This window comes from Streptomyces purpurascens (assembly GCF_045040895.1).
GTDB classification, from domain to species: Bacteria; Actinomycetota; Actinomycetes; order Streptomycetales; family Streptomycetaceae; genus Streptomyces; species Streptomyces purpurascens.
In genome coordinates this window covers 2,484,915-2,509,611 of record NZ_CP108341.1, presented here as the reverse complement: position 1 = coordinate 2,509,611, position 24,697 = coordinate 2,484,915, and the positions used below count along the sequence as shown (strand labels likewise).

At 71.7% G+C, this 24,697-nt stretch carries 25 protein-coding genes and 1 riboswitch; of the genes, 13 read left to right on the top strand and 12 right to left on the bottom strand.

Features of this window, described 5'->3' with window-relative positions; all coding sequences use genetic code 11:
- The first annotated feature begins 20 nt into the window (after positions 1–20).
- Positions 21–1,049, top strand: coding sequence for a 6-phosphofructokinase (locus OHU35_RS11480; RefSeq protein WP_189729141.1), 1,029 nt, complete (start codon positions 21–23; stop codon positions 1,047–1,049).
- Positions 1,050–1,088: 39 nt separating this feature from the next.
- On the opposite strand, the gene OHU35_RS11475 is transcribed toward OHU35_RS11480, so the two are convergent.
- Together OHU35_RS11475 and OHU35_RS11470 are read right to left on the bottom strand one after the other, a co-directional pair.
- The gene (locus tag OHU35_RS11475) at positions 1,089–2,945 is read right to left on the bottom strand and encodes an anthranilate synthase family protein (protein WP_405505262.1); all 1,857 of its coding nucleotides are present in this window, start codon (positions 2,943–2,945) and stop codon (positions 1,089–1,091) included.
- Positions 2,946–3,059: 114 nt separating this feature from the next.
- Complete coding sequence (locus tag OHU35_RS11470) at positions 3,060–3,116, bottom strand: trp operon leader peptide (RefSeq protein WP_082319877.1); 57 nt, start codon at positions 3,114–3,116, stop codon at positions 3,060–3,062.
- Between the two features lie 96 nt (positions 3,117–3,212).
- On the opposite strand from OHU35_RS11470, the gene OHU35_RS11465 reads away from it, so the two are divergent.
- Complete coding sequence (locus OHU35_RS11465) at positions 3,213–4,565, top strand: class II 3-deoxy-7-phosphoheptulonate synthase (RefSeq protein WP_184596483.1); 1,353 nt, start codon at positions 3,213–3,215, stop codon at positions 4,563–4,565.
- 148 nt (positions 4,566–4,713) lie between these two features.
- The gene (locus tag OHU35_RS11460) at positions 4,714–4,947 is read left to right on the top strand and encodes a bacterioferritin-associated ferredoxin (protein ID WP_189729137.1); all 234 of its coding nucleotides are present in this window, start codon (positions 4,714–4,716) and stop codon (positions 4,945–4,947) included.
- 11 nt (positions 4,948–4,958) lie between these two features.
- On the opposite strand, the gene bfr is transcribed toward OHU35_RS11460, so the two are convergent.
- Positions 4,959–5,435, bottom strand: a complete 477-nt coding sequence (bfr, locus tag OHU35_RS11455) for a bacterioferritin (protein WP_184596489.1) — start codon at positions 5,433–5,435, stop codon at positions 4,959–4,961.
- A gap of 175 nt (positions 5,436–5,610) precedes the next feature.
- Between bfr and OHU35_RS11450 the strand changes: the two genes are divergently transcribed.
- Positions 5,611–6,261: a sulfite oxidase-like oxidoreductase gene (locus OHU35_RS11450; protein ID WP_189729136.1), complete on the top strand. Its 651-nt coding sequence runs from the start codon at positions 5,611–5,613 to the stop codon at positions 6,259–6,261.
- 10 nt (positions 6,262–6,271) lie between these two features.
- Here OHU35_RS11450 and OHU35_RS11445 read toward each other — a convergent pair whose 3' ends face one another.
- The 5 genes from OHU35_RS11445 to thiO form a co-directional block, all read right to left on the bottom strand.
- On the bottom strand, positions 6,272–7,150 hold the full coding sequence (locus tag OHU35_RS11445) for a deoxyribonuclease IV (RefSeq protein ID WP_189729134.1): 879 nt from the start codon (positions 7,148–7,150) through the stop codon (positions 6,272–6,274).
- A gap of 59 nt (positions 7,151–7,209) precedes the next feature.
- Positions 7,210–9,144 (bottom strand): Stk1 family PASTA domain-containing Ser/Thr kinase, encoded by a 1,935-nt coding sequence (gene pknB, locus OHU35_RS11440; protein ID WP_189729132.1) that lies wholly within the window; start codon positions 9,142–9,144, stop codon positions 7,210–7,212.
- 136 nt (positions 9,145–9,280) lie between these two features.
- Positions 9,281–10,078: a thiazole synthase gene (locus OHU35_RS11435; RefSeq protein ID WP_189729130.1), complete on the bottom strand. Its 798-nt coding sequence runs from the start codon at positions 10,076–10,078 to the stop codon at positions 9,281–9,283.
- Between the two features lie 2 nt (positions 10,079–10,080).
- Positions 10,081–10,281 carry a sulfur carrier protein ThiS gene (gene thiS, locus OHU35_RS11430; protein WP_359895457.1) on the bottom strand — a complete coding sequence of 67 codons (201 nt, stop codon included), beginning with the start codon at positions 10,279–10,281 and terminating at the stop codon, positions 10,081–10,083.
- Positions 10,278–11,447 carry a glycine oxidase ThiO gene (gene thiO, locus OHU35_RS11425; protein ID WP_405505261.1) on the bottom strand — a complete coding sequence of 390 codons (1,170 nt, stop codon included), beginning with the start codon at positions 11,445–11,447 and terminating at the stop codon, positions 10,278–10,280. Before thiO ends, thiS begins: the two co-directional genes overlap by 4 nt.
- Positions 11,445–11,556, bottom strand: a riboswitch (TPP riboswitch). (Overlaps the previous gene by 3 nt.)
- Positions 11,557–11,607: 51 nt before the next feature.
- Between thiO and OHU35_RS11420 the strand changes: the two genes are divergently transcribed.
- From OHU35_RS11420 to OHU35_RS11395, 6 genes are all read left to right on the top strand, one after another.
- Complete coding sequence (locus tag OHU35_RS11420) at positions 11,608–11,958, top strand: hypothetical protein (protein ID WP_405505260.1); 351 nt, start codon at positions 11,608–11,610, stop codon at positions 11,956–11,958.
- A 32-nt stretch (positions 11,959–11,990) separates the two neighbouring features.
- Entirely contained in the window at positions 11,991–13,232 is a 1,242-nt protein-coding gene (locus OHU35_RS11415; RefSeq protein WP_405505259.1) for an NAD(P)/FAD-dependent oxidoreductase, read from the top strand.
- A gap of 78 nt (positions 13,233–13,310) precedes the next feature.
- Positions 13,311–13,676 carry an Rv2175c family DNA-binding protein gene (locus OHU35_RS11410; protein WP_031131943.1) on the top strand — a complete coding sequence of 122 codons (366 nt, stop codon included), beginning with the start codon at positions 13,311–13,313 and terminating at the stop codon, positions 13,674–13,676.
- A gap of 393 nt (positions 13,677–14,069) precedes the next feature.
- Entirely contained in the window at positions 14,070–14,729 is a 660-nt protein-coding gene (gene thiE / locus OHU35_RS11405) for a thiamine phosphate synthase (protein ID WP_189729120.1), read from the top strand.
- A 104-nt stretch (positions 14,730–14,833) separates the two neighbouring features.
- On the top strand, positions 14,834–15,757 hold the full coding sequence (gene metF, locus OHU35_RS11400) for a methylenetetrahydrofolate reductase [NAD(P)H] (protein ID WP_189729119.1): 924 nt from the start codon (positions 14,834–14,836) through the stop codon (positions 15,755–15,757).
- A 56-nt stretch (positions 15,758–15,813) separates the two neighbouring features.
- Positions 15,814–16,752: a hypothetical protein gene (locus tag OHU35_RS11395; RefSeq protein WP_405505258.1), complete on the top strand. Its 939-nt coding sequence runs from the start codon at positions 15,814–15,816 to the stop codon at positions 16,750–16,752.
- Positions 16,753–16,780: 28 nt separating this feature from the next.
- On the opposite strand, the gene OHU35_RS11390 is transcribed toward OHU35_RS11395, so the two are convergent.
- The 4 genes from OHU35_RS11390 to OHU35_RS11375 form a co-directional block, all read right to left on the bottom strand.
- The gene (locus OHU35_RS11390) at positions 16,781–18,292 is read right to left on the bottom strand and encodes a phytoene desaturase family protein (protein WP_405505257.1); all 1,512 of its coding nucleotides are present in this window, start codon (positions 18,290–18,292) and stop codon (positions 16,781–16,783) included.
- Positions 18,293–18,682: 390 nt separating this feature from the next.
- Positions 18,683–19,312 (bottom strand): TetR/AcrR family transcriptional regulator, encoded by a 630-nt coding sequence (locus OHU35_RS11385; protein WP_189729113.1) that lies wholly within the window; start codon positions 19,310–19,312, stop codon positions 18,683–18,685.
- A 47-nt stretch (positions 19,313–19,359) separates the two neighbouring features.
- Positions 19,360–21,444, bottom strand: coding sequence for a YhgE/Pip domain-containing protein (locus OHU35_RS11380; RefSeq protein ID WP_359895454.1), 2,085 nt, complete (start codon positions 21,442–21,444; stop codon positions 19,360–19,362).
- Positions 21,416–22,186, bottom strand: a complete 771-nt coding sequence (locus tag OHU35_RS11375) for an ATP-binding cassette domain-containing protein (RefSeq protein WP_405505256.1) — start codon at positions 22,184–22,186, stop codon at positions 21,416–21,418. Before OHU35_RS11375 ends, OHU35_RS11380 begins: the two co-directional genes overlap by 29 nt.
- 179 nt (positions 22,187–22,365) lie before the next feature.
- Here OHU35_RS11375 and OHU35_RS11370 point away from each other — a divergent pair, with 179 nt between their 5' ends.
- The 3 genes from OHU35_RS11370 to OHU35_RS11360 all read left to right on the top strand — a co-directional run bounded on the left by OHU35_RS11370 (position 22,366) and on the right by OHU35_RS11360 (position 24,671).
- Positions 22,366–22,929: an SAV_6107 family HEPN domain-containing protein gene (locus tag OHU35_RS11370; RefSeq protein ID WP_359895453.1), complete on the top strand. Its 564-nt coding sequence runs from the start codon at positions 22,366–22,368 to the stop codon at positions 22,927–22,929.
- Between the two features lie 197 nt (positions 22,930–23,126).
- Positions 23,127–23,990: a methyltransferase gene (locus tag OHU35_RS11365; protein WP_405505255.1), complete on the top strand. Its 864-nt coding sequence runs from the start codon at positions 23,127–23,129 to the stop codon at positions 23,988–23,990.
- Between the two features lie 279 nt (positions 23,991–24,269).
- Positions 24,270–24,671 carry a DUF3040 domain-containing protein gene (locus OHU35_RS11360; RefSeq protein WP_189729100.1) on the top strand — a complete coding sequence of 134 codons (402 nt, stop codon included), beginning with the start codon at positions 24,270–24,272 and terminating at the stop codon, positions 24,669–24,671.
- Positions 24,672–24,697: the final 26 nt, after the last annotated feature.

Sequence of the window (24,697 nt, the reverse complement as noted above, 5' to 3'; positions counted from 1 at the left end):
TGCGGCGAAGGGACTGTTCCATGCGCGTCGGAGTACTGACCGGAGGCGGCGACTGCCCCGGCCTCAACGCCGTCATCCGGGCCATCGTCCGCAAGGGCGTGCAGGAGTACGGCTACGACTTCACCGGCTTCCGGGACGGCTGGCGAGGACCCCTGGAAGGCGACACCGTCCGTCTCGACATCCCCGCCGTGCGCGGCATCCTGCCCCGTGGCGGCACCATCCTCGGCTCCTCGCGGACCAACCCGCTGAAGGAGGAGAACGGCATCCGCCGTATCAAGGAGAACCTCGCCGCGATGGAGGTCGAGGCGCTCATCGCCATCGGCGGCGAGGACACCCTGGGCGTGGCCGCCCGGCTGTCCGACGAGTACGACGTGCCCTGCGTCGGCGTCCCGAAGACCATCGACAACGACCTGTCCGCGACCGACTACACGTTCGGCTTCGACACCGCGGTCGGCATCGCGACCGAGGCGATCGACCGGCTGCACACCACCGCCGAGTCCCACATGCGGGTCCTGGTCGTCGAGGTGATGGGCCGGCACGCAGGCTGGATCGCCCTCCACTCGGGCCTGGCCGGCGGCGCGAACGTCATCCTCATCCCCGAGCAGCGCTTCGACGTCGAGCAGGTCTGCGCCTGGGTGACGTCCCGCTTCAAGGCGTCGTACGCGCCGATCGTGGTCGTCGCGGAAGGGGCGATGCCGAAGGACGGCGACATGGTCCTCAAGGACCAGTCGCTGGACTCCTTCGGGCACGTCCGCCTCTCCGGCGTCGGCGAGTGGCTGGCCAACCAGATCGAGAAGCGCACGGGCAAGGAGGCCCGCACCACGGTCCTGGGCCACGTCCAGCGCGGCGGCACCCCCAGCGCCTTCGACCGCTGGCTCGCCACCCGCTTCGGCCTGCACGCCATCGACTGCGTCCGCGACGGCGACTTCGGCACGATGGTCGCCCTGCGCGGCACGGACATCGTCCGGGTCCCGATCGCCGACGCGACGGCCCGCCTGAAGACGGTGGACCCCACGCTGTACGAGGAGGTCGGCGTCTTCTTCGGCTGACCGGGAAACGGACGTCCGGGGGCGCCGGCCCCCGGACGGCTACACGGTCGTGTTGCGCAACTGCCCCACCAGCTCCCGCACGACCGCCGCGCCGTTCAGCGTCAGGACCGACTCCGGATGGAACTGCACACCGGCGAACCCGGGCCCGCGCATCGCGTGCACCTCGCCGTTCGGGGCCCGGCTGACCTCGACGCCGTGGGCGGCCAGCTCCTGGTGGGCGTCTTCGTCGCAGCGCGCCACGAAGCTGTTGTAGAAGCCGACCGTCTCCGGCCGCCCGAACAGCTCGATCGTCGTCTGCGCGCCCTGGTACGGCACTTCCTTGCGTACGATCTCCAGCCCCAGTTCGGCCGCGATCAGCTCGTGCCCGAGGCAGATGCCGAGCACGCCGTGCGGGTGACTGCGGATGACCTCGGCGGTGAGGTTCCGCAGGATCCGCATCTTGGGGTCGGTGAGATCGGCGGGGTCCCCCGGGCCCGGCCCGAGCACGACGGGTCCCTCGTGCGCGAGCACCGCCTCCCGCAGCCCCTCCTCGTCGTACCGCCGGACGGTCACCTCCAGGCCGCTCGAGCGCAGCACATGCGCGAGCATCGCCGTGAAGGTGTCCTCGCCGTCGACGACCAGGGCGTGTCCGGCGAGCCCCTCGGACCGCTCCTGCATCCGCAGCCAGAACGGCGCCAGCGACGCCCGGCGTCCGTCGAGCGCGGCACGCACGCGTGGATCGTCGGCGAGCTTCGGCCGCACGGACTCCGCACGCGGCCTGCCCGGCCGTACGCCCAGGGCCGCCAGCACGCCCGCCGCCTTCGCGTGCGTCTCCGCGACCTCGCTCTCGGGGTCGGACCCGCGCACGAGCGTGGCGCCCACCGGCACCCGCAGCCCGCCGTCCGCGTCGATGTCGGCGGTACGGATGAGGATGGGGGAGTCGAGGGTCTGGGCGCCGCCGGAGTCCTGGCCGAGGAGGGCCAGCGCACCGGCGTAGTAGCCGCGCCCGCCGACCTCGTGCCGCTCGATGACCCGGCAGGCGTTCTGCACGGGCGAGCCGGTGACGGTCGCCGCGAACATGGTCTCCTTCAGCACCTCCCGCACATCCAGCGAGGACTTCCCGCGCAGCTCGTACTCGGTGTGCGCGAGGTGCGCCATCTCCTTCAGCCGCGGCCCGACCACGACCCCGCCCATGTCGCCGACGGTGCACATCATCTTGAGCTCCTCGTCGACGACCATCGACAGTTCCTCGATCTCCTTGCCGTCGGCGAGGAAGCCGAGCAGGTGCTCGGGCGTGGGCCCCTCGGCGGGGTAGCGGTACGTGCCGCTGATCGGGTTCATGACGACCGTGCCGCCGGACATCCGGACGTGCACCTCCGGGCTCGCCCCGACCAGCGTCCGGTCCCCGGTGTGCACGACGAACGTCCAGTACGCGCCCCGCTCGCCCTCCAGCAGCCGCCGGAACAGCGCCAGCGCGTCGGCCCGGCCGAATCCGGGGATCTCGCCCTCGTACGTCCGCCGGATCACGAAGTTGGCGCCCTCGCCCCGCCCGATCTCCTCCCGCAGCACCCGCCCGACGATCTCCGCGTACTCCTCGTCACCGACGTCGAAGCCGCCGCCCTCGACCCGCACGTCATGCCCCGGGAGCTGTTCCAGGGCGTCGGCCAGCGGGATCTCGTACGACTCCTCGGGCGTCAGCACCGCCAGGGGCGTGCCGTCGTCGCGGACGTCGAAGCCGCGCTCGCGGATCTGCCGGAAGGGGACGAGCGCCAGGCCCTCCTCGGGGAGGTCGGCGAGACGGTCGTACGTGGCGACCGGGCCGATCAGGACCTCGACCCGGTCGTGGTCCTGGCCCGGGGTGCGGCGGCGCAGCAGGGCGAACGGGCGGGAGTCGTCCGGCAAGCCGAGCAGGTTCATGGGTCCGTGCTCCTTCTCCGAGGATCCGGTGGGAATCAGTGGGAGAGGAGCGACCCCGGGAAACACCGAAGGCCGCCCCTCGGGCGGCCTTCGCGAAGTCAGTCGTACGCGCAGTCAGTGGGCCGCCGGATGAGCGGTCCACCACCAGGTCTGGATCGAATGCGCGAACATGCGAGGCACCTTACCTCACGTCCGAGGGGTGTACTCGGTGTCTCAATTGCTGGGCATGGGTCAGGACGCCCGACACGACCCCGTAATGTTGAGGTCGTGACCGTGAACGCTAAGACCAGCGCGAGTGCTGGCAACACCTGGCGAGACCTGCCCGCGGCGCAGCAGCCCGAGTACCCCGACACCGAGGCTCTGCGCGCAGTCGTTGCGGACCTCGAGTCGTATCCGCCGCTCGTCTTCGCGGGCGAGTGCGATCAGCTGCGCGCCCGGATGGCGGCCGTCGCCAAGGGAGAGGCGTTCCTTCTCCAGGGCGGCGACTGCGCCGAGGCCTTCGACGCCGTGTCCGCGGACCACATCCGCAACAAGCTGAAGACGCTGCTCCAGATGGGCGCCGTGCTGACGTACGCCGCGTCCGTGCCCGTGGTGAAGGTCGGCCGCATCGCCGGCCAGTACTCCAAGCCGCGCTCCAAGGGCACCGAGACCCGCGACGGCGTGACCCTGCCGACGTACCGCGGCGACTCGGTCAACGGCTTCGACTTCAACGAGGCCGCCCGTATCCCGGACCCCGAGCGCCTGAAGCGGATGTACCACGCGTCCGCCTCCACGCTGAACCTGGTGCGCGCCTTCACCACCGGCGGCTACGCCGACCTGCGCCAGGTGCACGCCTGGAACCAGGACTTCGTGAAGTCGTCCCCCTCGGGGCAGCGCTACGAGCAGCTCGCCCGCGAGATCGACCAAGCGCTGAACTTCATGCACGCCTGCGGGGCCGACCCGGAGGAGTTCAAGACGGTCGAGTTCTACGCCTCGCACGAGGCGCTGCTGCTCGACTACGAGTCCGCCCTGACCCGGGTCGACTCCCGCACCGGGCAGCTGTACGACGTCTCCGGGCACATGGTGTGGATCGGCGAGCGCACCCGGCAGCTGGACCACGCGCACATCGAGTTCGCCTCGAAGATCCGCAACCCGATCGGCATCAAGCTGGGTCCGACGACCACGGCCGAGGACGCGCTGCAGTACATCGAGCGCCTCGACCCGGAGCGTGAGCCGGGCCGGCTGACCTTCATCGTCCGCATGGGCGCCGACAAGGTCCGGGACAAGCTCCCGGAGCTGGTCGAGAAGGTCACCGCCTCGGGCGCCACCGTGGCCTGGGTGACCGACCCGATGCACGGCAACACCTTCGAGGCGGCCTCCGGGCACAAGACCCGCCGCTTCGACGACGTGCTCGACGAGGTCAAGGGCTTCTTCGAGGTCCACAAGGCGCTCGGCACCCACCCGGGCGGCATCCACGTGGAGCTGACCGGCGACGACGTCACCGAGTGCGTGGGCGGCGGCGACGAGATCTTCGTCGACGATCTGCACCAGCGCTACGAGACGGCCTGCGACCCGCGGCTCAACCGCAGCCAGTCGCTCGACCTGGCGTTCCTCGTGGCCGAGATGTACAGGGACCAGTAACGGGATCGCCTGTTACCCGGACATGGACTGGGGCGCGGATCACACGATCCGCGCCCCTCTCCACTTTTGTGGCTCCGACCCGGCGGGTAAGGTTAGGTTAGCCTCACCGATCAACGGGACGGCGCCGAGAAACGAACCCTGCCGGGAGGTGAGCCGCGTGTACATCTGCAGTTGCTTCGGGATCACCGAGCAGCAGGTCAAACAGCACGCGGACAGCGGTGCCTGCACCCCCCGCCAGATAGCCTCCGCCTGCAAGGCGGGCACGGACTGCGGGTCGTGTGTACGCCGTATCCAGGCGCTCCTCGGCAGGGGCGCGTGCCCTCGCCGTGACCTGGCCGACCGGGGCGAGACGGTGCTCTCGGAACTGGAAGACGCCGCCTAGGCGGACACGGCCTAGCTCGGCTGCTCGATCTGCTGCGCGATGTACAGCGCCTCGCCGAGCTGCTCGATGAGCTCGAGCTGCGTGTCCAGGTAGTCGATGTGGTGCTCCTCGTCCTCGAGGATCGACTCGAAGAGGTTCGCGGACGTGATGTCGCCCTTGGTGCGCATCACCTCGATACCGCGCTTGAGGCGGTCGATCGCCTCGACCTCGACCTGCCGGTCGGCCTGGAACATCTCGGTGACCGTCTGGCCCACCCGGACATGGAAGAGCCGCTGGTAGTTGGGCAGGCCGTCCAGCATGAGGATGCGCTCGGTGATCTTGTCCGCGTGCTTCATCTCATCGATGGACTCTTCACGCGTGTACTTGGCGAGCTTCGTCCAGCCTTTGTTGTCCTGGATCCGGTAGTGCAGCCAGTACTGGTTGATCGCCGTCAGCTCGCCGGTCAACTGCTCGTTCAGGAATTCGAGGACCTCGGGGTCGCCCTGCATCGCAGAGGCTCCTTCCACGCGTAAGAACTGGCAGGTTGCGCCGCATGATTCCACCGCGGAAGAAGATCGTCCAGTAAGTCTTCACTTAGTAAGTAAGGGCATGCTTAGTTCTGAATGCCCCGTTTTGGAATGGCCCGGGTCAGGGGCATGACCCGAGGTCTGTCAGGATGGACACATGGGTCAGCCGGTGGGACGTGAATCGGGAGAAGGGCGCGATTCAGCAGGAGCGACGCCGCCCGGACTTCCGCCGGGACAGCGATTGCAGCGCGGCTGGCCGGTCACGCACTACGGGCCCGTCCCCAAGTTCCGGCCCGAGCGCTGGGAGTTCAGGGTCTTCGGCGCCACCTCCGGCGGCGGCAAGCACTGCTGGACCCACGAGGAGTTCACGGCCCTGCCGTACACCACCGTCGTGGCCGATCTGCACTGCGTCACGAAGTTCAGCATGCTGGGCGCCGAGTGGGGCGGGGTCCCCGCGCGCACCCTCCTCGACATCGCTCCGCCCGCGGACGACGTCACCCATGTGATGGTGTGGGCCGAGTACGGATTCAGCTCCAACCTCCGGCTGTCCGACTTCGCCTCCGAGCAGGCCCTGTTCGCCACCCACAAGGACGGCGAACTCCTCACCGCCGAGCACGGCTTCCCGCTGCGCCTGATCGTGCCCCACCTGTACGCCTGGAAGGGCCCCAAGTGGGTGCGCGGCGTGGAGTACATGACAGCCGACCGGCGCGGTTTCTGGGAGGAGCGCGGCTACCACAACCTCGGCGACCCGTGGCAGGAGCAGCGCTACTCGTACCAGGAGGAGCCCGGGGACGGCCCCGACCTCTGATCCGAGGCCGTCAGCAGTCGCGCAGCTTCTTCAGCCGCTCCACGTCCGCCGCGTGCCCCTCCTTGCCGCCCGGCGTCTCGATGATCAGCGGCACGCCCTCGGTCGCGGGGTGCGTCATCAGGGCCCGGAAGGGGTCCTCGCCGATGTGGCCCACGCCGATGTTCTCGTGCCGGTCCTTGTGCGCGCCCACCACGTCCTTGGAGTCGTTGGCGTGGATCAGCTTCAGCCGGCCCTCGCCGACCGTGTCCACCAGCAGGTCCAGCGTCTGGTGCATGCCGCTGGGGCCGGTCAGGTCGTGCCCGGCGGCGAAGATGTGGCAGGTGTCCAGGCACACGCCGAGCATCGGGTGGGCGTCCAGCGCCTCGAAGTACGGGCCGAAGTCCCAGGTCCGCGAGCACAGCGAGGCGCCCTGTCCTGCGGTGGACTCCAGCAGCAGGTACGGGTCGTCGTCGTGGGTCAGCTCGTCGAGCAGCGGCAGCAGATGTTCCCGCACCTGCTTCAGCGCCACGGACCGCTCCCGGCCGCCCGTCGCGCTGCCCGTGTGCACGACCACGCCCAGCGCCCCGATCTCCCGCCCGCGCCGCAGCGAGTGCCGCAGCGACTCCACCGACCGCTCCACGGTCGCCTCGGTGTGCGAGCCGAAGTTGATCAGGTAGGGGGCGTGGACGTACGCCGGGATCGACTCGGCCTCGCACGCCGCGCGGAACGCCTCGTCCTGCTTGGGATTCCCTGCCGGTGTGGCCCAGCCGCGCGGGTTGGCGACGAAGACCTGGACGGTCTCCGCCTTGAGATCACGGGCGTACGACAGGCCGACGGAGTGCAGCCCACCGGCCACGGGGACGTGGCCGCCCACGGGGTTGCGGGAGGGGCCGGACAGCTGATTGTTCACCCGTTCAGGGTGTCATGCGTCCGGCCCTGCCCCGTCCACGGGCTCCCGGCCCGTGCTCGTCACCTGATCTTGATGGTGATCGTCGAACCCTTGGGCGCGGTCTGGCCACCCTCGACGGACTGCCCCTTGACCTCGTCGCCGAACAGGCCGAGCAGTCCGCGGTCCTCGTCGACCTGGAACCCGGCGCCCTCCAGCGCTTGCGTGGCCTCGTCGACGCTGTCGCCGACCACGTCCGGGACCTCGATCATCTCGGGGCCCTTGGACAGCGTCAGCGTCACCGTGTCGCCCTCGGCCGCCCGGCCGCCGGCCTTCGGGGTCTGCTGGGCGACCTGGCCCTTGTCGAACTCGGAGGAGTTGACCCGCTCGGTGGCGATCTTCACCTTGAGCCCGGCGTCCTGCAGCTGCGCCCGGGCGTCGGCTTCGTCCGCGCCGGTGACGTCGGGGATGTCGATGGGGCTGCCCTTGCTGACCACGAGTGCGACGGCCGTGCCCGCGCGCACCTTCGTGCCGTCGGCGGGCCGCGCGGAGATCACCGAGCCGCGCGGTACGTCCTCGCTGAACTCGCGGGTGACCATGCCCGGCTCAAGGCCGTCGTCCTTCAGCTGGGACCGTGCCTTGGCCAGCTTCTGGCCCTCCAGGGCGGGCACCCGCACCGTCTCGGGGCCGTCGGAGACGGTGATGCTCACCGAGTCGTTGCCGCGGATGCGCGTCCCGGGCTTCGGGTCGGAGCTGATGATCTGGCCCCGCTCCACGGTGTCGCTGTAGGCGTGCTCGACCTTGCCGAGATCCAGCCCGGCGTCCTCCAGCCGGCTCTCGGCCTGGGTCTGGGTCTTCGCCAGCAGCGGGGGGACCTCGGTGAACTGGCCCGAGTTGATGTACCAGATGCCGGCGCCGAGGCCCAGCACGAGCAGCACGGCGACGACGATCGCCAGCGGGCCGCGCCGGGACCCCGAGCGGCGCCGGGACGGCGGGGGCGGCGGGGACTGGAAACGGCTGGTGCGGTTGAGCGCCGCCTCGGAGGTCTCGTCGTCCTCGTTGACCGGCAGCGGGCGCAGCGAGGCCAGCGCGCGCGGGATCACGCTCGTACGGTCGTCGGCGCCGTCGTGCTCGGCGGTGAGCGCCTGCGGCGGCACCACGTCCAGCTGTTCCGCACTCAGCCCGGCCCGCCCGTCGCGGACCACCGCGAGCAGCGCCACCGCGTCGTACGGGCGGATGTCAGGGGTGCGGGCGGTCGCCGAGGCCACCATCTCGTCCAGCTCGTAGGCCAGACCGGGCACGGCGGCCGACGGCGGCGGGACGTCCTCGTGCAGGTGCTTGTACAGGATCACGGCCGGGGAGTCCCCGTCGTGCGGCTTGTCGCCGGTCAGCATCTCGTACAGCATCACGCCGCACGCGTACACGTCGACGCGGGGGTCCGCGGTGCCGTTCTCTATCTGCTCGGGCGCGAGGTACGCGACCGTGCCGAGCACGGTCCCTGTGGTGTTCGTCACCGTGTCCACGGCACGGACGAGTCCGAAGTCGGCGACCTTCACCCGGCCGTCGTCCCCTATCAGGACGTTCTCGGGCTTCATGTCCCGGTGCACGAAGCCGGCGCGGTGGGCGGCGCCCAGCGCGGCCAGCACCGGCTCCAGGATGTCCAGGGCGGCGCGCGGCTGCAGGGCCCCGCGCTCGCGCAGCACGTCCCGCAGGGTGCAGCCCGCGACGTACTCCATGGCGAGATAGACGTAACTGCCGTCGGTGCCCTGGTCGAAGACCTGCACCACGTTCGGATGGGCCAGTCGGGCGACGGACTTCGCCTCGCGGATGAACCGGTCGACGAACGAGGCGTCGACCGCGAGCGAGGGGTGCATCACCTTGAGCGCGAGGACCCGGTCGAGCCGGGTGTCCACGGCCCGGTAGACCGTGGCCATCCCGCCGACGGCGATCCGCGCGTCGATGCGGTATCGGCCGTCGAGCACCTGCCCGACCAAGGGGTCCTGAAGGGTCGTGTCCACGCAGGCGAGTGTACGAGCCACGACCGACAGCCCGCCGCCTCGGCTGTTTTCGGGGCGGGACTGCAGCCGACCTGTGACGTGTGTCCCCCCGCTGCGCCGGGCTGCGGACGCACCCGGCCCCGGCACACACGCCGGCTCACTGAAAAGCGGGCCGCTCCGGATCGAGCACAGCCATCCCCTCACCCGGCGAAGACGCCTGCGCGAAGTGCCGCCGAGGAATACGCCCGGCTCGATACGCCAACCGCCCAGCTTCCACCCCGTTCCTCATGGCGGAAGCCATCAGCACCGGCTCCTGCGCCCGTGTCACCGCCGAGGCGAGCATCACACCCGCGCAGCCCAGCTCCATCGCCAGCGCCGCGTCGGACGCCGTACCGGCGCCGGCGTCCAGGATCACCGGCACGCGCGCGTGCTCGACGATCAGCTGGAAGTTGTGCGGGTTGCGGATGCCCAGCCCGGAACCGATGGGCGAGCCGAGCGGCATGATCGCCGCGCAGCCGGCGTCCTCCAGCTTGCGCGCCAGCACGGGGTCGTCATTGGTGTACGGCAGCACCGTGAACCCGTCGTCGACCAGCGTCTCGGCCGCCTCCAGCGTCTCGATCGGATCCGGCAGCAGTGTGCGCTCGTCGGCGATGACCTCCAGCTTGACCAGGTCGGTGCCGAGGGCCTCGCGGGCGAGACGGGCCGTGAGGACGGCCTCGCCGGCCGTGAAACAGCCCGCCGTGTTGGGCAGCACCCGGATGCCGAGCCGGTCCAGGACGGACAGCACCGAACCGTGCACCGAGGGGTTCACGCGGCGCATCGCGACCGTCGTCAGCTCCGTCCCGGACGCGATCAGTGAGCGCTCCAGCACGTCGAGGCTGGGCGCCCCGCCCGTACCCATGATCAGGCGGGACGTGAAGGACGTACCACCGAGGACAAAAGGATCGTCGGCCATGGTCAGCCTCCTTGGACGGCGGTGAGGACTTCCACGCGGTCCCCGTCGGAGAGGGACGTGGACGGCCACTGCGCGCGCGGGACGACGGTTTCGTTGAGGGCCGCGGCCACCCCGGAGGGCGAGGTGGTGAGCGACCTCACGACGGTGTCGAGAGCCGTGCCGGGCCGGATGTCCCGGGGCTCCCCGTTGACGGAGATGTTCATACGGGCTGCTCCGTGAGTGCGGTGACGGTGCTGAAGCGCTTCGGGGTGAAGGGGCGGGCCTCCTCGGGGAGTTCGCCCGTCGCCAGGACGTGCGCCATGGCGTCGCCGGTCACCGGCGTGAGCAGGACACCGTTGCGGTAGTGCCCGGTGGCCAGCAGCAGCCCCTCGAGACCGGTCGGGCCGAGCAGCGGCGCGTTGTCGGGGGAGCCGGGCCGCAGTCCGGCCCGGGTCTCCGTGAACGGCAGCTCGGTGATGCCCGGGACCAGCTCGTGCGCGTCGCGCAGCAGCTCGTACACGCCGCCCGCGGTCACGGTGGTGTCCCAGCCCGTTTCCTCGCTGGTCGCCCCGATGACCAGCTCGCCGCTCTCGCGCGGCACCAGGTAGACCTGGCTGCCGCGCACGACCGCGCGCACGGTCCGGCTCAGGAAGGGCCCGTGCCGCTGTGGCATGGTCAGCCGCACGACCTCCCCCTTCACCGGTCGCACGGGCGGCAGCACGTCCTGCGGGACGCCCGCGAGCCGCCCGCTGAGACTGCCCCCGGCCAGCACCACCTGCCCCGCGTCCAGCGCGGTCCCGTCGGCCGTGACGACGCCCGTGGCCCGGTCCCGTACGACGGTGAGCCGCTCGGCCCACGCCCGGTGGAAGACCACACCCGCCCGCTCGCACGCGGTGACCAGCGCCCCGGACAGCCGCCGCGGGTCGATCTGGTGGTCGCCGTCGACCCGCAGCCCGCCGCGCACTCCCGGCGCGAGCATCGGCTCCAGGCGACGGCACTCCCGCCCCGACAGCCACTGCGACTCCAGGCCGGACTGCTGCTGCAGGGCGTGCAGTTCGCGCAGATGGGCCCGGTCGTCGGCGTCCAGGGCCACGGCGAGCGTGCCGCAGCGGCGGTAGCCGAGGTCGTGGCCCGTGAGGTCGGTGAGCTCGGCGGCGAAGTCCGGGTAGCGCCGGGCGGAGGCGAGGTTCAGACCGAGCAGGGTCTGCTCGCCGTAGTGCAGTTCCGTGACGGCGGCCAGCATGCCCGCCGCCACCTGCGCGGCCCCGTCGCCCGGCTCGGGGTCCACCACGGCCGTGGCCAGCCCGCGTTGTGCGGCCCGCCACGCGGTGACCAGGCCGATGATGCCGCCCCCGATGACGAGGACGTCTGACGTTCGCGTGCGCGACATGGGCGTCCAGCCCCTCCCTTCGCCGGCATGACCCGGATCAGGTTCGTACGGTCGGAGGCCGCCAGCCTCCCTCTCAGCCCGGTGCGTCCGGGCTCCCGCGAGTGCTCTACGTTGGCCACCCTAGCCCGATGCCGTATCCGCAGTAAGGGAGCCTCCGTCCATGGCCCGATCCCTCGACGGTCTTCTCCTGGCCCCGGTCGCCGACCAGGCGCCGGGCCAGGTGGGGACCCGCACCCGGTTCACGTACCACGAGAAGGACGGCGAGATCTGGGCCGAGTACACGGGCGGCGACGTCGTACGCGGGCATCTCGTGGGTACCCGGGAAGGTGACCGGCTGGACTTCCGCTACGTACAGCTCAAGCAGGACGGAACCACCTCTTCCGGGCACTGTGTGTCGACGGTCGTGGAGCTGCCCGACGGGCGGGTGCGGCTGGAGGAGACGTGGGAGTGGGAGTCCCAGCAGGGCAGCGGGACGAGCGTTGTGGAGCAGGTCACTGCGCATGAGCACTGACTGACAGAACGTCAGTTGTCTATGGTGATCAGGTGAGCGAGCAGACGCAGGAACCAGGTCCGTCCGTGCCGCGGCGCGTGGTCGTGGCAGGCGCGGGCATGGCCGGTGTGCAGACCGCGGTCGCCCTGCGGGAGCAGGGCTTCACCGGCACCGTGATCCTGATCGGCGCCGAGCCCCACCAGCCGTACGACCGGCCCCCGTTGTCCAAGGCCGTCCTGCTCGGCAAGGCCGAGGGCTCCGCCTTCGACCTCGACTTCGAGGCCCTCGGCATCGAACTGCGACTCGGCTGCGAGGTGCTGGGCCTGCGCCCCGGCGATCACGAGCTGGACACCGAGGACGGGCCCGTGCCGTACGACGTCCTCGTCGTCGCGACCGGCGCCGAACCGATCCGGCTGCCCGGCGCGGAGGGCGTGCCGGGCGTGCATCTGCTGCGCACCCTGGACGACGCCGAGCGGCTGCGGCCCGTGCTGGCCCGCAAGCACGACATCGTGGTCGTCGGCGCGGGCTGGATCGGCGCGGAGTTCGCCACGGCCGCGCGTGAGGCGGGCTGCGCGGTGACCGTCGTGGAGGCCGCCGAACGGCCGCTCGCCGGGGCACTGCCCGCCGAGGTCGCCGCGCCGATGGCCGGCTGGTACGCCGACGCGGGTGCGGTGCTGCGCACGCACGCGCGCGTGGAGCGCGTCGAGCCCGGGGCGGTGCTCCTCGACGACGGCACGCGGCTGCCGGCGGGCGCGGTCGTGGTCGGCATCGGCGCCCGCCCCGCGACGGCATGGCTGGCCGGCTCCGGAGTGGAGCTCGGTGCCCAGGGCGAGATCGTGTCCGACCAGCATCTGCGGACGTCGGCGCCGGACGTGTACGCGGTCGGCGACTGCGCCTCCTTCCCCTCGGGGCGGTACGGCGAGCGCCTGCTGGTGCACCACTGGGACAACGCCCTCCAGGGGCCGCGCACCGTGGCCCTGAACATCGTCGGCCGGGCCTCGGGGGAGACCTCGGCGGTGTACGACCCGGTGCCGTACTTCTGGTCCGAGCAGTTCGGGCGGTTCGTGCAGTACGCCGGGCACCACGCCGGCGCCGACACGACCCTGTGGCGGGGCGACCCGGCCGGGCCGGCCTGGACGGTCTGCTGGCTCCGCGGCGACCGGCTGGTCGCGCTGCTGGCGGTGGGCCGTCCCCGGGACCTGGCGCAGGGGCGCCGCCTGATCGAGTCGGGCGCCGCCATGAATCCGGTGCTGCTCGCGGACCCGGCCAGGCCGCTGAAGGCGGCGACGGCGTAGCTGTCGAGGAGCGCGATGTCCGCCCAGGTGGGCCGGGCTGACTTCCGACTGTCAGTGGCGGATGGCAGGCTGGTTTCCGTGACCGAGATTGACGCAAAGATCGATGCTCTCGTCCCCGCCTGGCTCACCCTCCCCGACATCGCCGAACAGTTCGGTGTCGAGGTGACGCGTGTGCGGCAGCTGGTCAAGGACGGCCAGCTCATCGCCGTACGCCGAGGTGAGAACCGCGCACTGCACGTCCCCGCCGCCTTCATCGACGGGGACAAGGTCGTCAAGGGCCTGTCCGGGACCCTGACGCTCCTGCGGGACGACGGCTTCACGGACGAGGAGATGCTGGAGTGGCTCTTCACCCCCGACCCGAGCCTGCCCGGCACCCCGGCGCAGGCACTGAGTGAGAATCGCGGCACGGAGGTGAAGCGCCGCGCCCAGGCGCTCGCGGTCTGACCCGGCCTCGACGGAACAACCGTCCGGTGCCGTGCGAGCGGGGCCGGACCTGAACAACTGCCCGGAGTACGGGCCGCGGCCCGTGGGGCCACGGTCCCGGGGCGGCTCGCGCCCGGCTCGGGGCGTGGGCCGCCGGGGCGGGCGGTTCTTGATCCCTGCCGGGGGCCTTGGACCGCCGGGCCCGGGGCGGGTCTCTGCCTCCCATCGGGGCTGGGCCGCCGCCTGGCCCGGGTGACAGACTCGGGACCTGCCCGGGCCTTGCCGTGGCCCCTTGCGGGCAGCGACCGACAGTGGGCCGCCGCCCGCACGCTCGGGTGCTTCTCGTACCCGTACGTCACCGCCACCGGCACGGGTGTCCGCACCCGTACGCCACCGACACCCAGAGGGACACGCATGCCCGACACCGCCGCCACCACCGCACGGGCTCAGCTCGCCGACGCCCGGGTCTACCTCTGCACCGACGCCCGCGAGCGGCAGGGCGACCTCGTGGAGTTCCTCGATGCCGTGCTGGCCGGTGGGGTCGACATCGTGCAGTTGCGGGACAAGGGCATGGAGGCGGGCGAGGAGCTGGAGCGGCTGGCCGTCTTCGCCGACGCCTGTGCTCGGCACGGCAAGCTGCTCGCGGTCAACGACCGGGCGGACGTCGCCCACGCTGCCGGCTCCGACGTGCTGCACCTCGGCCAGGGCGACCTCCCGGTCCCGGCAGCCCGCGCGATCCTCGGCGACGACGTCCTGATCGGCCGGTCCACGCACGCCGAGTCCGAGGCCGCCGCGGCCGCCGCACAGGACGGCGTGGACTACTTCTGCACCGGCCCGTGCTGGCCCACCCCCACCAAGCCCGGCCGCCACGCACCCGGCCTGGACCTCGTCCGGTACACCGCCGCCCTCGGCACCGAGCGCCCCTGGTTCGCCATCGGCGGCATCGACCTCGGCAACCTCGACCAGATCCTGGAAGCGGGCGCCCGGCGCGTCGTCGTCGTACGGGCGATCACCGAGGCAGACGACCCGGGCGCGGCGGCGGCCGAGTTCGCGAAGAGGCTGCGGGAGAAGTAGTACGCCGGTTGACCGGATGTCCAAGGGGTGGACAACAAGTACACAAATCGGGCAAATATCGATGCCCGGTTGGGGGACCGACCGCCCCTGGCTAACCTGCCCGTATGGCCCTCGGCACCGCATCCATCAGGTCGGACCACGCACGCACCGTCCGCGACATGCTCGCGACAGGCAAGACGACGTACTCGTTCGAGTTCTACGCGCCCAAGACCCCGAAGGGCGAGCGGAACCTGTGGAACGCGCTGCGCCGGGTCGAGGCGGTGGCGCCCGACTTCGTGTCCGTGACCTACGGCGCGGGCGGCTCCACCCGCGCGGGCACGGTCAAGGCGACCGAGGCGATCGCCTCCGACACCACCCTCACGCCTATCGCGCACCTCACGGCCGTCGACCACTCGGTCGCCGACCTGCGCAACATCATCGGCCAGTACGCCGACGCCGGGATCCGCAACATGCTCGCCCTGCGCGGCGACCCGCCCGGCGACCCGATGGGCGACTGGGTGCCGCACCCCCGCGGGCTCGCCTACGCCGCCGAGCTCGTCGAGCTGATCAAGGCGTCCGGCGACTTCTGCGTGGGCGTCGCCGCCTTCCCGGCGATGCACCCGCGCTCCAGCGACTGGGACGCCGACGTCCGCCACTTCGTCGACAAGTGCCGCGCGGGCGCGGACTACGCGATCACGCAGATGTTCTTCCAGCCGGAGGACTACCTGCGGCTGCGTGACCGGGTCGCGGCCGCCGGCTGCGACACCCCGATCATCCCCGAGATCATGCCGATCGCCAGTGTGAAGTCGCTGGCGCGGATCCCGTCCCTCACCAATGCCGTGTTCCCGGACGCCCTGAAAGAGCGGATCCTCACAGCAAAAGACGATCCGGCCGCTGTACGCTCCATTGGGATCGAATTCGCCACGGAGTTCTGTGCGCGGCTGCTCGCCGAGGGAGTGCCCGGCTTGCACTTCATCACGCTCAACAACTCCACGGCGACCCTGGAAATCTACGAGAACCTGGGCCTGCACCACCCACCGCAGGCCTAGACCGTTCGCACCGGTATACGACACACTGCGTAGCGGCGACTGGGAGAGGGGCGTACATGGGCTGGGCGGTCCTCTACATCGCGTTCGGCATCGTCGCGCTGTGGCTGCTGGGCGAGGTGCTGCTGCAGTACAAGGCGCGGCTGCGCTGGCGGCTGCTCGCCTTCGCCGGCTTCCTCGGCGTCGTCGTCGGTGTCCTGATCCCGTCGGTCGTCGTGATCGGACTGGGCGCGGCCGCCTTCGCGGTCGGGCAGACCTACGTCACCCTGTCCTTCCGCAGCGGCTTCGCGGCCGGCTGGGCGATGAACGCCCCGATGCTGGGCGGCAGCAAGCGCCGCCGCGGTGAGCGCGGCCGCCAGGAGCCGACCCTCGAGGTCTCCGGCATGGAGGCGACGGGCGGCGGCTACGGCGACGAGGGCGGCGACTACCGCCGCGACGCCGCCACCTACGGCCAGGGCGACGACTACGACCGCGACGACGTCTTCACCCCCGCGCGCCCGGTCCAGCCGACGGCCGCCGAGACCACCGCGGTCTACGAGCCGCAGCCCATCCCGGACGACACCGGCTCCTACGGCGTCTACGGCGACACCGGCTACCACCAGGGCTCACCCCAAGACCAGTACGCCGCCACGGCCCAGGGCACCGACCAGTCCTACGCCTACGACTACTCGGGCTACGGCCAGCAGCAGGGCTACGACGCCACCGGCCAGCAGCAGTACGCCGCCTACTCCGACCCGTACGTCGGCAATCCCACCTACGGCGGGACCTCGTACGACAGCGGCTACGGCGACCAGCAGTACTACGGCCAGCAGCAGGGCTACGGCCAGGACCAGTACGCCGGCACCTACGGTGGCGAGACCCCGCCCGGCGGTGTGTGGGTCCCGCAGCAGCGCACCGACGAGTACGGGCAGGAGCTGCCGCCGGAGCAGCCGTACCCCTACCAGGGCAACGGGCAGCAGCCACAGGGCAACGGCTTCGACGAGCAGTACCGTTTCTGAAGCCTGAACCCCGCCGGGGGCGGTGGGCTCACTGGGAGCCCCGGAACCCCGGCCCCTCCACGACCAGTCCCGCGACCAGCGCGCCCGACATGCCCGCGTGCGGCAGTCCGCCGCCGGGGTGCGCCCAGCCGCCGACGGTGAACAGGCCGGGCACGCGCGTGCTGTTGGACGGATGCAGCAGCCGCCCGTCGGCCGCCGCCAGTGCCTGCACCGGCACCGCCCCGCCCTCCGCGCCGGTCGCCTCGGCGATGTCGGCCGGGGTGCGCACCTCGTGCCAGAGGAGACGGTCGCGCAGGTCGGGCAGGGCGCGTTCGGCGACGCTGATCATGGTGTCGGCGAGTTCGTCGTAGGACTTGTGGGGTTCGTTGGCTTCGTCGGGCCGGGCGGGCACCACCGTCGTGAGGGTGACCGCCTCGTGATCCCGGTCCGGGACCAGCGCGGGGTCGTCGGGCCGCAGGACCGTGACCGTGGGCTGCGCGTTCGCCGGAGCCGTGCCGAACAGGGCGTCCAACTCGGCCTCCCGGTCCGCCGCGTGCACCACCGTGCGGTGTGCCGTGCCCTCGGGGCGGGTGCCGCGCAGGCCCAGCAGCACCGTGAGCCGACTGGCCGACGCGGGCTGCGGGGGCACCTCGCCGTCGCCCCGCGGTACGGTCCCCGCCGTCAGCCGGTCCAGTGTGCCGGGCGCGACACCGGCGACCACGAAGTCCGCCTCCGTGACCGTCCCGTCGGCGAGTTCCACCCCCGACGCCCGCCCGTCCTTCTCCAGCACGCCGGTCACGTCGGCGCCGAAACGGAACTCGACCTTTCTGGCCACGCACCGCTCGTACACCGCCCGCGCCAGCTCGCGCAGGCCGCCGCGCACGTACCAGACGCCGAAGGCGTGCTCCATGTACGGCAGTACGGCCGCGCTCGCCGGGGTGACCCGGGGGTCCAGGCCCTGGGTGAGGGCGTGGCCCTCCAGGAGTGCGGCGAGCCGGGGGTCACGCAGCTCCCAGGCGCCGATCTCGGCGAGTGTGCCGGCCCGGCGGGTGCGCAGCAGCCGCTTGTGGGGCACCGCCGGGTAGGGCTCGCGCTCGGCCAGCACCTGCCAGTTCGGCCACAGCGGCTCCTCCAGGAGCGGGCGGCGGGTCCGGTCCCAGGCCTCGCGGGCCCGGACCAGGAAGTCGCCCCACCGGTTCCCGGTGCCCGGGCCGAGGCCCTCGTCCAGGGCGGTGACCACACCCGCGCGCGAGGCGTTCGGCAGCGACACCCGGGTGCCGTCCGCGAACACGTGCCGGGACGAGGGGTCGACCTGGACCAGCTCGACGCACGCCTCCAGCGGCTCCTTGCCGGTCTTGACGAACAGATCGCGATAGACGGCCGGCAGCGGGAGCAGGCCGGGGCCCGTGTCGAAGGAGAACCCGTCACGCTCGAAGCGGCGCAGCGCTCCGCCGTACGTGTCCGTCCGCTCGTACACCACCACCCGGTGGCCCGCGACGGCCAGCCGGGCGGCAGCCGTCAGCGCGCCCATCCCGGCGCCGATCACCGCAATCCGTGCCATGCCGAGGACTCTATCCGCCCCCGCTGACAGCGCCTTCTGGTGCCGCGTGCGCAGGGCTGAGTACCAGTACCTAGTGGGGGAGTTGAGTACGCGCGCGGATGGGGCAGGGCCGGCGGGAACGAGAGAGTGGAGACACGGAAAGGGGCACGGCTCCGGCACCGGCGACACGGGGCGCCGGAACGGGGCCGGCCCGCGATCCGCTCCTTCCGCCGACCGAGTCGGCGGGAGCGAGGCACGGGGGAGAACCGGGGGACGACCGAACGGGGGTCCTGCGGGGGACGCACGGGGGAGCAGGAAAACGGGGGAGCAGGGAAGGCGCCGGTTCGAGGTGGCCCGCGGGGGACGCGGCCACAGCGAACCGGCGCCTTCACGTCTGCGCCAGGCGTGCCCTCAGCGGCAGCCGCTCACCCTCCCCTGGAGCAGCCGGGACAGTGCCGCGTGGACGTCGTCCAGGGAGCGCTCCGGCTGGAAGGACTTCCAGTCGAGCGCGGCCACCAGGACCATGCCGACCAGCGCGGACGCCGTCAGCGGGACGTCGATCTCCTCGCTGAACTCGCCGCCCGCGACGCCCTCGCGCAGCGCGTCCTCCACGACGGCGACGGCCTGCTGCCTGACCACCATCAGCGTGGACTGCCACGTCCGGTTGGTGCGCCACAGCTCGGCCACGTACAGCTGGGTGAAGGCCGGGTAGCGGTCGATGAAGACCAGGCCCGCGCGGATCATCGCGTCCAGGGCGTCGACCTTGGTGCCGCCCTCCCGGGCGGTCCGCTCGGCCGCGTCCCGGAGGGAGGCGGTGAGGAGGCCCACTCCGTGCCGCAGCAGTTCCTCGAAGAGGACGGACTTGCTCGCGAAGTTGTAGTAGACCGTGCCCTTCGCGACTCCGGCACGCTCGGCGATCTCGTCCACGGTCGTGGCGGAGAAGCCCTGCTCGGCGATGAGCGTGACGGCCGCCTCGTAGAGCTTCTGCCGGGTGGCCTCGCGGCGCGTGCTGCCGCCCGACGTTGCACTGCTGCTTTCCATGGCCCTGATTGTCACAGGAACCTTTCCGGGAGGAGTGACGGTAGGGCTCACAGGCTCAGCTCCGGGTGCAGCCGGTCCAGCGTCCACACCTGGCGGCGCCGGGCCGCCACGGCGGTCAGCGCGAGGGCGCCCGCGGTGAACGCCGTCAGCACCACGCACGCGTGCCACACCGGTTCCAGGCCGCCGCCCGTGATGAGCCTCCTGAGGGCCTCCACGACGTAGCTCATCGGCAGGAAGGGGTGGAGCGCGTTGAAGAAGCCGGGGCTGGTCTGTACGGGGTACGTGCCGCCCGCCGACGTCAGCTGGAGCATCAGCAGGGCGAGGACGAGGATCCGGCCCGCCGCCCCGAAGCGCGCGTTCAGCCACTGCACGATCGCCGCGAAGCACGCCGTCACCAGGAACAGGAAGCCCACCGTCCCGGCCGCCCGCGCCATCTCCAGGCCGACCGCCCAGTGCAGCACCGACATCAGGGCCACCGTCTGGAGCACTCCGATCGCCACCACCGGCAGCCAGCCGGCCAGCGCGATCCGCCACGCCGAGGCACCCGCGGCGAGCGCGCGCCGGCTCATCGGCGTGATCAGCATGTACGCCACCATCGCGCCCACCCACAGCGACAGCGGGATGAAGTACGGGGCGAAGCCGGTGCCGTAGTTGGGCGCCTTGTGCAGGTCCTGGGAGGCGAGCCGCACGGGGTCGGCCATGACCTCGGTGCGCTGGTCGCGGTCCTGCTTGCCGTAGTCGGGGATCTGCTCCGCCCCGTCGTGCAGTCCGCCGGCGAGCTTCCCGGAGCCGCCGACGAGCTTGTACATGCCGCCGTTGAGGTCGTCCGCGCCGGTCTTGAGATCGCCGACGCCCTTGTCCAGGTCGGTGGCGCCGGTCCTGGCCGTGCCGAGCCCCTTGTGCAGCTTCTTCGCACCCGCGGCGACCTCGGCCGCCCCGTCGTTCAGCTTGTTGATCTTCTTGACGGCGTCGTCGAGGTCCTCGGAGAGGTGCGGCGCGCGGTCGGCGAGGGCCTGGGACTGCTTCTGGAGCGTGGCGAGGTGCTTGTCGAGCTTGGTCAGATCGCCGTTCTGGTCGGCGATCAGCGTGTCGAGGTCGTCGGCGATGCCGGCCACGTCGGCGGCGGCGTCCTTGGCCTTCTTCAGGTCGGCGCAGGCGGCGTCGGGCAGCACGGGGTCGTCGCAGCGCCTGGCGTAGGTGCCGTTCAGCGTGTCCGACGCCGTACGGGCGTCCTTGGCGGCGGCCGGGGCCCGCTCCGCCAGGGTGTCCAGGTGCTTGCGGACCGCGCCTGAGGTGTCGGCCACGAACTGGGCCGTGTCGCCGATGGTCTTCTCGTTGCCCTTCAGGAAGGGGCCCACCTTGCCGGCGTTCGTGTTGACCTTGTCGGCGAGCCTCTGCGTGCCTTCCGCGACCTGCTTCGAGCCGTCCTCCAGATCGCCCGCGCCCGTGTGGAGCTTCTTCAGGCCCGTGGACAGCTTCCCGCTGCCGTCCTTGGCGTCCTTCAGGCCGTCGGCGAGATCCTTGGAGCCCTTCTCGGCCTTCCCGATGCCGCCCTTGAGCTTGTCGGCGCCCTTCGCGGCCTTCACGGTCTCACCGTGGATGTCGGAGAACGACACGAAGATCTTGTCCAGGAAGGACCGCGACGTCTTCGTGGACGCCGCTTGGCGCACCTCGCTGAACACTGTCCGGGAGATCTGCCCGACGATGTAGTTGTTCGCGTCGTTGGTGCGCACCTGGAGGGCGCCGGTCTCCGGGGACTTCCCGGAGCTGGAGGCGATCCGCTCACTGAAGTCGTCGGGCATGGTGAGCGAGAGGTAGTAGGTGCCGTCCTCGACGCCCCTGCGGGCCTCGGCGGCGCTCACCTCGCGCCAGTCGAAGGTCTTGCTGTCGCGCAGCTTCTCCGTGATGTCGTCGCCCGCCGTGACCTTCTTCCCGTCGGCGGTCGCCCCCTTGTCGTCGTTCACGAGCGCCACGGGGATACGGTCCAGCCGGCCGTACGGGTCCCAGAACGACCACAGGTACAGCGCGCCGTACAGCAACGGCAGCACCAGCAGCGCGACCAGTGCGGCGCGCGGCAGCTTCCCCCGGCCGAAGCGGCGGAGCTCAAGCGCGGCCAGTCTCGGCGAGCGCATCGGCCTTCTCCTTGTCCTCGCTCTGATGGGTGTCCTGAGGGGTGCTCTGCCGCGTGGACACCTTGACGGCGCCCTCGGGGGCCTCGCTGCACACCGCCACGACCGTCGTCCCGGCGTCGGCGAGGGACCTGAGCAGGGCCCAGACCTCGTCCCGCTCGCCGTCCGAGAGCTTGAGGTCGGTGTCGTCGACCCCGAGCAGCCGCGGCCGGGCGACGAGGGCGAGGGCGACCGAGAGCCGCAGCGCCTCCAGGCGTTCCAGATCGCGTACGGCCGTACGGGGACCCTTGGGCAGCGCCTCCAGGTCGAGTCCGGCCGCTGCCAGTGCGGTGTCGACCCGCAGCCCGGCCTCGGCCGCCCGCTCGCCGCGGGGTCGCAGCAGCCCGCGCAGGGAGTCGCCGAAGCGCCTTTGGAGCAGGGCCCGTTCACGCAGGTGCTCGCCGACGGTGAGCGCCGGTTCGAGGTCGGTGACCCCGGGCACGTGGGCCAGGGCGCTGACGCGGCGCACCGCCGACATCTGCTTCGGAAGGCCGGCGTCACCGACGCTCGCGGTGCCCTCCGTGATCTTCATCCGTCCCGTCAGCGCGAGCAGCAGACACGTACGGCCGGACCCGGACGGGCCCTCGACCGCGATGAGTGATCCCGGCTCGGCGTCGACGGACATCCCGCGGAACGCCCACCCGCGCGGCCCCTTGATCCCAAGGCCCTCGGCGGCGACCCGCACCCCTCCCGCTTGTTCCCCCACGGGGCTCCCCTGAATGTGAGCATGAAATTGAACTGACTGGTCAGTGCAAAAACTACTCCGAACCTGCGATCGAAGCAAAACCGCAGGTCAGAACGGATTGTCAGTGCCATACCTCACGATGGGTCACATACGGCACTCCGTGGGAGGAGCCGCCGTCACACGACGACAGGAGGTTCGTCATGGCCAGCTATCACGCAGCAGCCGCCCGCCGGCGCCGCGCCACCGGCCCTGCCCCCTCACTGACCGGCCCGGCGAGCGACGTACACCCCGTGCTGCGCCGGACCACGGCCCCGCCCGCCGCCCTCGACCTGCTCGCCCAGGCCCGCTCCGGTCTCGACGAGGCCACCGCCCTGGAGACACCGAACGAGCGCTACGCGACGGCCCACCTCGCCGCCCTCCGCACCGCCGCCGCCGTCCTCGCCGCCCGGGGGAGGCCCGAGACCTCGACCCGGGCCCGGACCAAGATCCGGAGCGCCTGGGAAGTGCTCCCCGAGATAGCACCCGAACTGACCGAGTGGAGCGCGCTGTTCGCCGCCGGCGCCCGGCGCCGGGCCCGCGCCGAGGCGGGCATCCAGGGCGCGGCGAGCGTCCGGGACGCCGACGACCTGATACGCGACGTGGCGATGTTCCTCCGCCTCGTCGAGCGCATGCTGGTCCTCCAGCCGGTCCTCCCGCAGCCGCGCCCGGACCGGGACCGGCCGGAGGATCCCGGCGCGGGGAGGGACATGCCGGACGCCGGCTGACCGGGTACGGGCGCTCCGGATCCGCCCGGCCGGCACCGGCTCGAGTCCATGCCGGGACCGCTCATGCGGGCTGCCGCGTCCGAGGCAATAGGGTGGGGGATGCCTGAAAGTCTTCCCTCCCCGCAGCCGGGGCCGGGGGAGGCACCCCGTTCGCTCCGCCGCGCAAGAGGCGGTGCCGCGCCGAGGAGTCAACTGCCGTGTCGGACCCGATGCGCCCACCCGTCTCCCACCACCACCCTCAGCCGACATCGCTGCGCTCCGGCCCTTCTCGATCTCGCGCCTCACTCCGTACGGCCGTGGTCTGGGAGGTCCTCCAGGAGGCCCTGGAACGCCGGGTCAAGGCCACGGGCCGGGAGTCGCTGGACGTCCTCGACACCGGAGGCGGCAGCGGCAACTTCGCGGTGCCCGCCGCCCACCTCGGCCACCGGGTCACCGTCGTCGATCCCAGCCCCAACGCGCTGTTCGCCCTGGAGCGCCGTGCCGCCGAGGCCGGCGTCGCCGACCGGGTGAAGGGCGTGCAGGGCGACGCCCACGGCCTCTTCGACGTGGCCGAGCGCGGCGGCTACGACGTGGTGCTGTGCCACGGCGTCCTGGAGTACGTGGACGACCCCGCCGAGGGCGTCCGCAACGCCGTGGCCGCCCTGCGCCCGGAGGGCGTCCTGAGCCTGCTCGCCGCCGGTCTCGGGGGTGCCGTGCTCGCCCGCGCCCTCGCCGGTCACTTCAAGGAGGCCAAGCAGGCGCTCGACGACCCGAACGGCCGATGGGGCGCGGGTGACCCCGTGCCGCGCCGCTTCACCGCCGAGCAGCTCACGGGACTCGTCGAGGGCGCGGGCCTGCGGGTCGGCGCGGTGCACGGCGTGCGGGTCTTCGCCGACCTCGTGCCCGGCGTCCTCGTGGACACCGAGCCCGGAGCCCTGGAAGCGCTGCTGAAGCTGGAGGAGGCCGCGGCCGAGCTGTCGGCCTTCCACTCGGTGGCCACGCAGCTGCATGTGCTGGGTGAGACCGGTGGGGCCGCTGAGACCGGTGGGGCCGGCGAGACCGGTGGGGCAGTCGAGGCCTGAGCCGCTTCGTGAGCTACCACCCCTGATCAGCGCCTTGACTGTGCATGGAGTACGCCACAGGCCCCCCGAATGGGGGCTTGGCGCCGTATGATCGAGGGAGACCGTTCCGGCATGACGGGTCGGCCGCCGGGGAATGGAAGCCTCAGCGAGCCGGGACGTCCATGGCGGGTTCCGGTTGGTCAGTTGGCGCAGAGGGGCGGGTTTCACGGGGGCGATTCCCTGCCTATCCTGAAGAGACCCCCCGGGTCGCCCCGGCGACTGCACGATGAGGAGGACTCCGTGCCGCTCTCGGAGCACGAGCAGCGCATGCTCGAGCAGATGGAGCGAGCGCTGTACGCCGAAGATCCCAAGTTCGCGACGGCGCTCGAGGGAAGCGGGCTGCGTACGTACACCCGGCGACGGGTCTACCAGGCGGTCGCGGGCTTCCTCGTAGGTATTGCGCTCCTCATGGCCGGTATGGTCGCCAAGCAGGTCTGGCTCAGCGTCGTGGGCTTCCTCGTCATGCTGGGCTGTGCGGTGCTCGCCGTGACCGGCTGGCGCAAGGCCCCCAAGCCGGGCGAACAGGCGGCAGGTGCCGCCGGACCGCAAGCCCGCCGCCAGGGCGGCCGGCAGCGCCGCTCCATGATGGACCGCATCGAGCAGCGCTGGCAGAAGCGCCGCGACGAACAGGGCGGCCACTAGTCCCACCAGTCCCGGAGCACAGCTCT

Excerpts from the sequence above, each read along its gene's own strand:
- OHU35_RS11480 (WP_189729141.1), top strand. The coding sequence starts at position 21 with ATGCGCGTCGGAGTACTGACCGGAGGCGGCGACTGCCCCGGCCTCAAC.
- OHU35_RS11475 (WP_405505262.1), bottom strand. The coding sequence starts at position 2,945 with ATGAACCTGCTCGGCTTGCCGGACGACTCCCGCCCGTTCGCCCTGCTG.
- bfr (WP_184596489.1), bottom strand. The coding sequence starts at position 5,435 with ATGCAGGGCGACCCCGAGGTCCTCGAATTCCTGAACGAGCAGTTGACC.
- OHU35_RS11450 (WP_189729136.1), top strand. The coding sequence starts at position 5,611 with ATGGGTCAGCCGGTGGGACGTGAATCGGGAGAAGGGCGCGATTCAGCA.
- OHU35_RS11435 (WP_189729130.1), bottom strand. The coding sequence starts at position 10,078 with ATGGCCGACGATCCTTTTGTCCTCGGTGGTACGTCCTTCACGTCCCGC.
- thiS (WP_359895457.1), bottom strand. The coding sequence starts at position 10,281 with ATGAACATCTCCGTCAACGGGGAGCCCCGGGACATCCGGCCCGGCACG.
- thiO (WP_405505261.1), bottom strand. The coding sequence starts at position 11,447 with ATGTCGCGCACGCGAACGTCAGACGTCCTCGTCATCGGGGGCGGCATC.
- OHU35_RS11420 (WP_405505260.1), top strand. The coding sequence starts at position 11,608 with ATGGCCCGATCCCTCGACGGTCTTCTCCTGGCCCCGGTCGCCGACCAG.
- thiE (WP_189729120.1), top strand. The coding sequence starts at position 14,070 with ATGCCCGACACCGCCGCCACCACCGCACGGGCTCAGCTCGCCGACGCC.
- metF (WP_189729119.1), top strand. The coding sequence starts at position 14,834 with ATGGCCCTCGGCACCGCATCCATCAGGTCGGACCACGCACGCACCGTC.
- OHU35_RS11395 (WP_405505258.1), top strand. The coding sequence starts at position 15,814 with ATGGGCTGGGCGGTCCTCTACATCGCGTTCGGCATCGTCGCGCTGTGG.
- OHU35_RS11390 (WP_405505257.1), bottom strand. The coding sequence starts at position 18,292 with ATGGCACGGATTGCGGTGATCGGCGCCGGGATGGGCGCGCTGACGGCT.
- OHU35_RS11385 (WP_189729113.1), bottom strand. The coding sequence starts at position 19,312 with ATGGAAAGCAGCAGTGCAACGTCGGGCGGCAGCACGCGCCGCGAGGCC.
- OHU35_RS11380 (WP_359895454.1), bottom strand. The coding sequence starts at position 21,444 with ATGCGCTCGCCGAGACTGGCCGCGCTTGAGCTCCGCCGCTTCGGCCGG.
- OHU35_RS11370 (WP_359895453.1), top strand. The coding sequence starts at position 22,366 with ATGGCCAGCTATCACGCAGCAGCCGCCCGCCGGCGCCGCGCCACCGGC.